Origin of the sequence: Corallococcus terminator, assembly GCF_003611635.1 — a bacterium.
GTDB lineage: Bacteria > Myxococcota > Myxococcia > Myxococcales > Myxococcaceae > Corallococcus > Corallococcus terminator.
The window spans coordinates 1-6,936 of sequence record NZ_RAVZ01000433.1 but is presented as its reverse complement, the minus strand read 5'-3'; the positions used below and the strand labels follow the sequence as shown (position 1 = coordinate 6,936).

Here is a 6,936-nt window from a genome sequence, read left to right as displayed (position 1 = left end):
TCCCCCCACCCGCGCCCCCGCCGGAGCGCATGCAGTGGATGGAGCACGACGCGCCGGTGTTCGTGGATGTGAATGGGGACGGCACGGACGACATCGTCGGGCACGTGCGCCGCTTCGGTGGCGCCAACAACGCGGACCTCATCGCCGCGTTCGACGGCAAGACGTTCCAGAAGCTCTGGGAGAGCCTGCCCTCGGAGGGACCGGACGCATCGAGCCGCACGAAGGTCATCGCCCAGAACGGCATGCTGGTGTCGAGCGAGCAACGCGCGGTGAACCTGCTGGAGCTGGCGACGGGGAAGCGGCTGGGGCAGGTGCCGCTGTCGGACTCGCCGCGCCGGCTGTGCATCCCGCCGGGGGACACGCACTCGGTCTGGGTGGAGGTCATCGACCACAAGCACCTGCTCTTCGACACGCGCACGGCCACCGCGAAGCCCGCGCTCCGGTCCCCGCCCGGCTGCGCCACCCCGCCGCTGAGCCCCGAGACGTGCGACATGAGCCGCCCTCCGGAGCACCCCACGCGCTGCGTGCGCTCCAGCTATCCGCCCTCCGACATCCGCGGCTTCTCCACGCGCTACCTCTTCCGTTCGCAGGGCTACACCCTGTCCATGGGCACGCGGTGGCCGGGCACCCAGGTGCCCCTGGTGGCGGTGTACGAGCCCGGCAACAGGAAGCCCCTGTGGCACGGCGTCGTCGCGGACAAGGACCCGCTGCTGCTGCGCGACACCCCGCCCAGGCTGGGGGAAATCACCCGCGACGCCGTCTACATCCTCTATGAGATGGACCAGGGCGGCGCGCGGCTCGTCCGGCGCGACCTGCGCACCGGCGCCATCGCCTGGGACGTGCCGCTGCCCCACGAAACGGTGGGCATGGGGCCTTCGGCCCTCTGGGTCCATGGAGGCCGGGTGTACCTGCCGAACGGGATGCGGCTGGACGTGTTCGACGCGGCGACGGGAAAGCTGGAGGGCACGATTGGCACGCGTTGAGGCCCGGTAGACGGCGAGCAGGCTTGCCTGCGGGTTCGATTCCCGCCTCCTCCCTGCGGAGCAACCTGCCGCTTCAAGCCGAATCCGCTCCTGACGAAAAGGTGCGGACCCGTTGCGGGAACCCGGCGAGGGGTACGACCTGGCGCGTGGGCCTGATGCCCGGCGTTCAACACCCGCCCATGCAGGCCCACGAAGTTTGCTTGAGCCAGACCCGGAATCCCGGGAAGGAGGCGTCCTGCCAAGGAGCCTCTCAATGCATGTCCATCATCTGCCCGTCGGCGTTCGCCGCACGGGACTGGCCGTACTCTTCATCACCGTCGTCGCCTGTGGAGGCAAGGCGGAGACCGACCCCGAACCCCAGACGCAGACCGCCGCGGTGACCGCGGGCACCCGGCTCATCGGCACGCAGTCCGGCCGCTGCCTCGACGTGGCCCAGAACAGCCAGACGGCGGGGCAGGTGCTCCACATCTACGACTGCCACGGGCAGGCGAACCAGCGGTTCCTGTTCACGCCCGAGGGCGAGCTGCGCGTGTTCGACGGCGCCTGGTGCGTCCAGCCCGCGACCGCCAGCGCCGGAGCCAGCGCGGTCATCGGCGCCTGCACCGGGGCCGCGAACCAGCGGTGGGTCCGCAATGCCAGCGGCGCGGTGGTCCACACGGCATCCTCGCTGTGCCTCGACGTGTCCGGTCAGGCTACCGCCAACAGCTCGCTGGTGAATGTCTGGAATTGCAATGGCCAGACGAACCAGCAGTGGTCGTTCCCGGCCGACACCCAGGCCCCCACCGTGCCCACGGGGCTCACCCTGTCCAACGTGACGTGCAACTCCGCCACGCTCACGTGGTCGCCGTCCACGGACAACCAGGGCGTCGCCTTCTATGACGTCTACCACGACGGCCAGCTCATGAAGTCCGTCTCCGGCGCCACGGTGTCCACCGGGCTGACGGTGGTCCCCGGCGCGACCTGGGGCCTGTATGTGAATGCGCGGGACGCGGCGGGCAATGTCTCTCAAGGCAGCGCCACGCTCTCCATCACCCCGCCGCCGTGCCAGGTGGACACCCAGCCCCCCAGCATCCCGACCGGCGTCACCGCCACCGCGCTGGGCACCAGCGTGACCGTGAGCTGGACCGCGTCCACCGACAACCTGGGCGTGAGCGCCTACGTCGTGTTCCGGGGGGGCGTGCAGATCGCGACGGTGCCCGGCTCACCGCCCGGCACGTCCTTCGTCGACAGCGGCCTCACCGCGAACACGACGTATTCCTATGCCGTGCTCGCCCGCGACGCCCAGGGCAACGCGTCCGCCCAGAGCGCGGGGGCGACGGTCACCACCGGCCAGGCCTGCACGAACGCCGTCTGCTCCGTCACCCAGGTCGCCACCGACACGGACATCCCGTGGGGCCTGGTGAACCTGCCGGACGGCACGGTGCTCTATGGCCGCAGGGATGCGCAGAACATCGTGCGCCTGGACCCGGCGACGGGCGTGAAGACGTCGGTGGGAACCGTCCCCAACGTGCAGAGCACCGACGGCGAGGGCGGGCTGATGGGGCTGGTCCTCTCCCCCACCTTCGCCACCGACCGCTGGCTGTACGTGATGCACACCTCCCCCACCGACAACCGCATCGTGCGTCTGCGGTATGAGAACGGGGCGCTCAACACCGCGTCGCTCCAGGTGCTGCTCCAGGGCATCGGTCGCAACAAGTTCCACAACGGCGGGCGCCTTCGCTTTGGTCCGGACGGGAAGCTCTACGCGTCGACCGGGGATGCCCAGAACAGCGCCTATGCGCAGGACATCAACAACCTGGCTGGCAAGGTGTTGCGCCTCAATGCCGACGGCACCATCCCGTCCGACAACCCCTTCGGCAACTACGTGTGGAGCTACGGCCACCGCAATCCGCAGGGGCTGGCCTTCGACTCCCAGGGCCAGCTCTGGGAGCAGGAGTTCGGCAACTCCGTGATGGACGAAACCAACCTCATCCAGAAGGGCGGCAACTACGGCTGGCCGAACTGTGAGGGCACGGTGTCCCAGGGCGGTTCGGGCTGCGCGACGGCCGGGTACATCGCCCCGAAGCAGACCTACTCCACGGCGGAGGGCTCCTGCTCCGGCATCGCGGTGGTCCGCGACGTCCTCTACGTGGCCTGCGCCCGAGGCTCCCGCCTCTACCGCGAGGTCATCAGCGGCTCCAACCTGACCAACGTGCAGCAGTTCTTCGTCGGCACCTACGGCCGGCTGCGCACCGTCGAGCCGACCCCTGACGGCAACCTGTGGATGACCACCACCAACCAGGGCGACAAGGACAGCGTCCCCAACAACAGCAACGAGAAGATCTTCCGCGTCGTGTTGGGGCAGTAGGCAGCATCCCAGGCCCCGAGGCCCTGGAGGCGCGAACTTCCCACGCGCCTTCAGGGCCGGTGCCGCCGTCCACGCTCTGCGTGGCCCGCGGCTCAGAGCCGGTCGAGGATCTCCGCCTTCTTGCGCGCGTATTCCTCCGGGGTGACGAGCCCTTCGTCCGCCATCCGCTGGAGGTCCGCCAGGCCCTTCACCGGATCCCCCGGCGCAGGAGCGGCCAATCCCAACGCACCCAGGCCGCTCAAGAGCTTGCCCAGGTCCTGCGGGACGACGGGCCCCATGACGACGAGTTTCTGAAGGTCATTCGGGTCGAGCTTGACCTTCAGCCGCAGGCCCACGTCCATCACCCGCACGTTCCAGTCGTTCCACCGGCTCCGTAAGCGGACTTGATACGGCGCGTGACCGGGCAGCCTCACCTCGAGCAGGAAGTCGAAGACCCGACTGCGGTTGATGCGGATCCAGGTGTCCTGGAGCCGCAGCACCGTGGCCTCCGCCGGCAAACCATGCTGGCGCAGCCAGACGCGCTTCCGATGCTGCTGAATCAGGTGCCCGCAGAACCAGAGGGCCCCGAGGATGACCAGGCCCCAACTGCCCACCAACACCGCCCCGAGGACGTCTTCCTCCATCATCACACCTCACCTCGCAAGGCACGCCACCCGCGCATCCCCGCACCGGGCGCTGCCGCAGTAATACCGAGCGGGAAGCCTACTCCGCCCCAGGGATGTCGCCCTCCAGTTCCGCCCGAAGGTGACGCGCGGAGGTGCCCCTTGCCCTCTTGGGTGTCGTGCACCCGTGAGCTGCGCGCAGGTTTGACTGGTGAACGGATGGAGGGGCTTCGACAGGGGATTGAATCCAGTTCCGGAGCCCCCGCGTAAGGCCCCACGAACGCCGATTCGGTACAGCCACCCGGGAGCCCATGTCACTCATCAGGAATCAGAGCAGGATCCTCGCCGCGCTCGCCACCGCCCTCATGCTCACGGCCTGCGGAGATGACGACGACAACAACCCCACGCCCCCGCCTGATGCGGGCACCGGCGTGGATGCCGGCACCGGCACGGATGCTGGCACCGACGGAGGGTCGACCCCGGTCATGGTGGGTGAAGTCATCGCCCTGACCGCTTCGAACAAGCTCGTGTCCTTCGATCGCGCGACGCCGGGCACCCTGGTGGGCTCCGTCGACGTGACGGGCCTGGGCTCGGGCGAGTCGCTGCTGGGCATCGACTACCGCCCCGCGGACTCGCAGCTCTATGGCCTCACGAGCGCGGGGCGCATCGTCACGCTGGCGCCGGACACCGGCGTCGCCACCCTGAAGTCCACCCTGGCCGCCATGGCGGGAGACGACAACCCGTTCACCGCGCTGTCGGGCACCGACTTCGCCGTGGACTTCAATCCGGTGGCGGACCGCCTGCGCGTGGTGGGCGACGACGGGCAGAACCTGCGCATCAACGTGGACACCGGCGCCACCACCACCGACGGCGCCATCAACGGCGGCAACAGCGGCGCGAAGGTGACGGGCGCGGGCTACACCAACTCCTTCCCGGAGACGGCCAGCACCCGCCTCTTCGTGCTGGATGCGGCGACGGACACCGTCTACCTCCAGGATCCGCCGAACAACGGCACGCTCTCCGCTCCGGCGCCGCTGGGTGTGGATGCCTCCGGGGTGAATGGCTATGACATCGACGCACGCACCAACGTGGGCTACGCCGCGCTGACGGTGGGCGGCACGCAGCGCCTGTACCGCATCGCCCCGGAGAACACGGCGGGGGCGGCCACGGAATTGGCGGCCATCGGAACGACGGAGGCCCTCAAGGGCCTGGCCCTGAAGCAGGCGTCCGGGGCCGCGGTCTACGGCCTCACCACGGACAGCCGGCTCGTGCGGGCCGCGGTCTCCGCGCCCAACACGCTGACGGCGACGGTGGCCCTGACGGGCGTGCCAGGAGGGGAGACGCTGCTCGGCATCGACGTGCGTCCGGCGGACCGGAAGATGTATGCCCTTTCCTCCGCCGGGAAGCTCTACACGGTGGATCCGCAGACGGGCGCGGTCACCGCGAAGTCCACGCTGAGCGCGGACCCCGCCGATCTCACGGCGCCCTTCACCGCCTTGTCGGGGACTCAGTTCGTCATCGACTTCAACCCGGTGGCGGACCGCCTGCGCGTGGTGAGCGACACGGGGCAGAACCTGCGCATCAACGTGGACACTGGCGCCACCACCACGGACGGCGACATCAACCGCTCACCGGCCGCGGTCGTCTTCGGCGCGGCGTACACGAACAGCGTGATGGGCACCACCGCGACAGCGCTGTTCGACCTGGAGCGCAACAGCAACGTGCTGGCCCAGCAGAACCCGCCCAACAACGGCACGCTGGTCAACGTGGGCGCGCTGGGCGTGACGTTCGTCGGCGCGGCGGGCTTCGACATCGCCGGCGGTGACAATGGCCTGCCGCTGGTGGCGGGACGCACGGCGAACAGTGGTCCCCATGTCCTGTACCAGGTCAATCTGCTGACCGGCGCGGCCACGTTCTTCCCGAGGACCGCGACCACCGCGGAGATAGCCTCCATCGGTGGCGCCTCCGGCCCCGAGCTGCGCGACATCGCCGTCGTTTACTGAGGCAGGACGTTCCCGGTCGGGTCCGAAGGTGTGGACCCGACCGGGGGTATGTGAAGAAGGCGGTCCCAGGGGCAGCGCAGCGGGCCGGGGTGTCGCGCGGTGCCGGCCAGCACCACTTCCCCACGCGCGCGGTCCTGGTCGCGGCCGAGGCCGAGCACGTCTTCCGCCAGCAACTGCCGGAGCGGCAGCGGCGCGTCGAACCCTTGTTGAACCTGCTTTCGGATGTCCATGCCGGCCCGCGCTTCAAGGTCGCTATGCACCTGTGGGTGGCGGCGGTGGCCAACGCGGAGCTGAAGCGAGTCTTCGCGCCAGGGCGCGGCGGCCTCTCACGGTTGCCACGCCGGCCAGACACCGCGGCACCAGGCCCGCATGGATGAACTCGCCTGTCGTCCCCTCCGGTCGAATGGAGTCCTCCAGCCTTTGACCGTCTCGGGAGCAAGCTGTAACGGGCCGGGGTAATGGATCGCAGTTGGGTCGGCCAAGCTGTTCGTAGCTGGGTCGGCCAAGCGGATCGCACGCCGGAGAAGTGGGTGCGGCGGTCGGCTCAGGGCGGAGGCCGTCAGAAGAAACGTGGCCAGTGGGTAGGCTGAGAGCCTACCTGACCAGTCATCCCATGCATCCTCGCGCCCCACCGAGCACCGCCGAAGCGGTGTGCGGAGGGGCGCGCGCGGCCAGCCAGTTCTTCAAGGGCATCAACGTGGACCTGCTGCGGGCCACCCAGGGACACGTGGACCTGGGCTCGCTGGCGGCGATGAGCTTCGCGGTGGCGGGCGTGGTGGATGTCGCCGTGAAGGGCAGGCTGTCCAGCCCGCCGTGGTTCAACCTGGGCTCGTGGGCCTTCCGCACCTTCGCCACCATGGAGGGCGTGGCCATCCAGAGCACCGCGTCCCCGGTGCGCCACGACGGCAGCGCCCCCGAGGCCAGCCCAGCCCGGACGCCGCCGAGGTCGCCGAACACGAAGCATGAGCGGGAGCCAGGCGCACCCCAGCCCGCGCTTCACC

At 69.6% G+C, this 6,936-nt stretch carries 5 protein-coding genes and 1 pseudogene; 5 read left to right on the top strand and 1 reads right to left on the bottom strand.

The genetic code is table 11. The features are described 5' to 3' along the window. Both D7V88_RS37170 and D7V88_RS37165 read left to right on the top strand, forming a co-directional pair. On the top strand, window positions 1-983 hold a 983-nt coding region (locus tag D7V88_RS37170; protein ID WP_120545309.1), incomplete at its 5' end, for a YncE family protein. A gap of 253 nt (window positions 984-1,236) precedes the next feature. Then, window positions 1,237-3,330: a PQQ-dependent sugar dehydrogenase gene (locus tag D7V88_RS37165; RefSeq protein ID WP_120545308.1), complete on the top strand. Its 2,094-nt coding sequence runs from the start codon at window positions 1,237-1,239 to the stop codon at window positions 3,328-3,330. Window positions 3,331-3,422: 92 nt separating this feature from the next. Here the strand turns inward: D7V88_RS37165 and D7V88_RS37160 are convergent, their stop codons facing one another. Then, window positions 3,423-3,956, bottom strand: coding sequence for an SHOCT domain-containing protein (locus D7V88_RS37160; RefSeq protein ID WP_120545307.1), 534 nt, complete (start codon window positions 3,954-3,956; stop codon window positions 3,423-3,425). Between the two features lie 287 nt (window positions 3,957-4,243). Between D7V88_RS37160 and D7V88_RS37155 the strand changes: the two genes are divergently transcribed. From D7V88_RS37155 to D7V88_RS37145, 3 genes and pseudogenes are all read left to right on the top strand, one after another. Continuing rightward, complete coding sequence (locus D7V88_RS37155; RefSeq protein WP_120545306.1) at window positions 4,244-5,935, top strand: DUF4394 domain-containing protein; 1,692 nt, start codon at window positions 4,244-4,246, stop codon at window positions 5,933-5,935. 50 nt (window positions 5,936-5,985) lie between these two features. After that, a complete protein-coding gene (locus D7V88_RS37150) occupies window positions 5,986-6,312 on the top strand; it encodes a hypothetical protein (RefSeq protein ID WP_208726701.1) in 327 nt (108 codons plus the stop codon). A gap of 236 nt (window positions 6,313-6,548) precedes the next feature. Then, a pseudogene (locus tag D7V88_RS37145) lies at window positions 6,549-6,936 on the top strand (hypothetical protein); the annotation flags it as partial.

What these genes read in the sequence shown, in the direction of transcription:
- D7V88_RS37155 (WP_120545306.1), top strand. Translation starts at nt 4,244, where the DNA reads ATGTCACTCATCAGGAATCAGAGCAGGATCCTCGCCGCGCTCGCCACC.
- D7V88_RS37165 (WP_120545308.1), top strand. Translation starts at nt 1,237, where the DNA reads ATGCATGTCCATCATCTGCCCGTCGGCGTTCGCCGCACGGGACTGGCC.
- D7V88_RS37160 (WP_120545307.1), bottom strand. Translation starts at nt 3,956, where the DNA reads ATGATGGAGGAAGACGTCCTCGGGGCGGTGTTGGTGGGCAGTTGGGGC.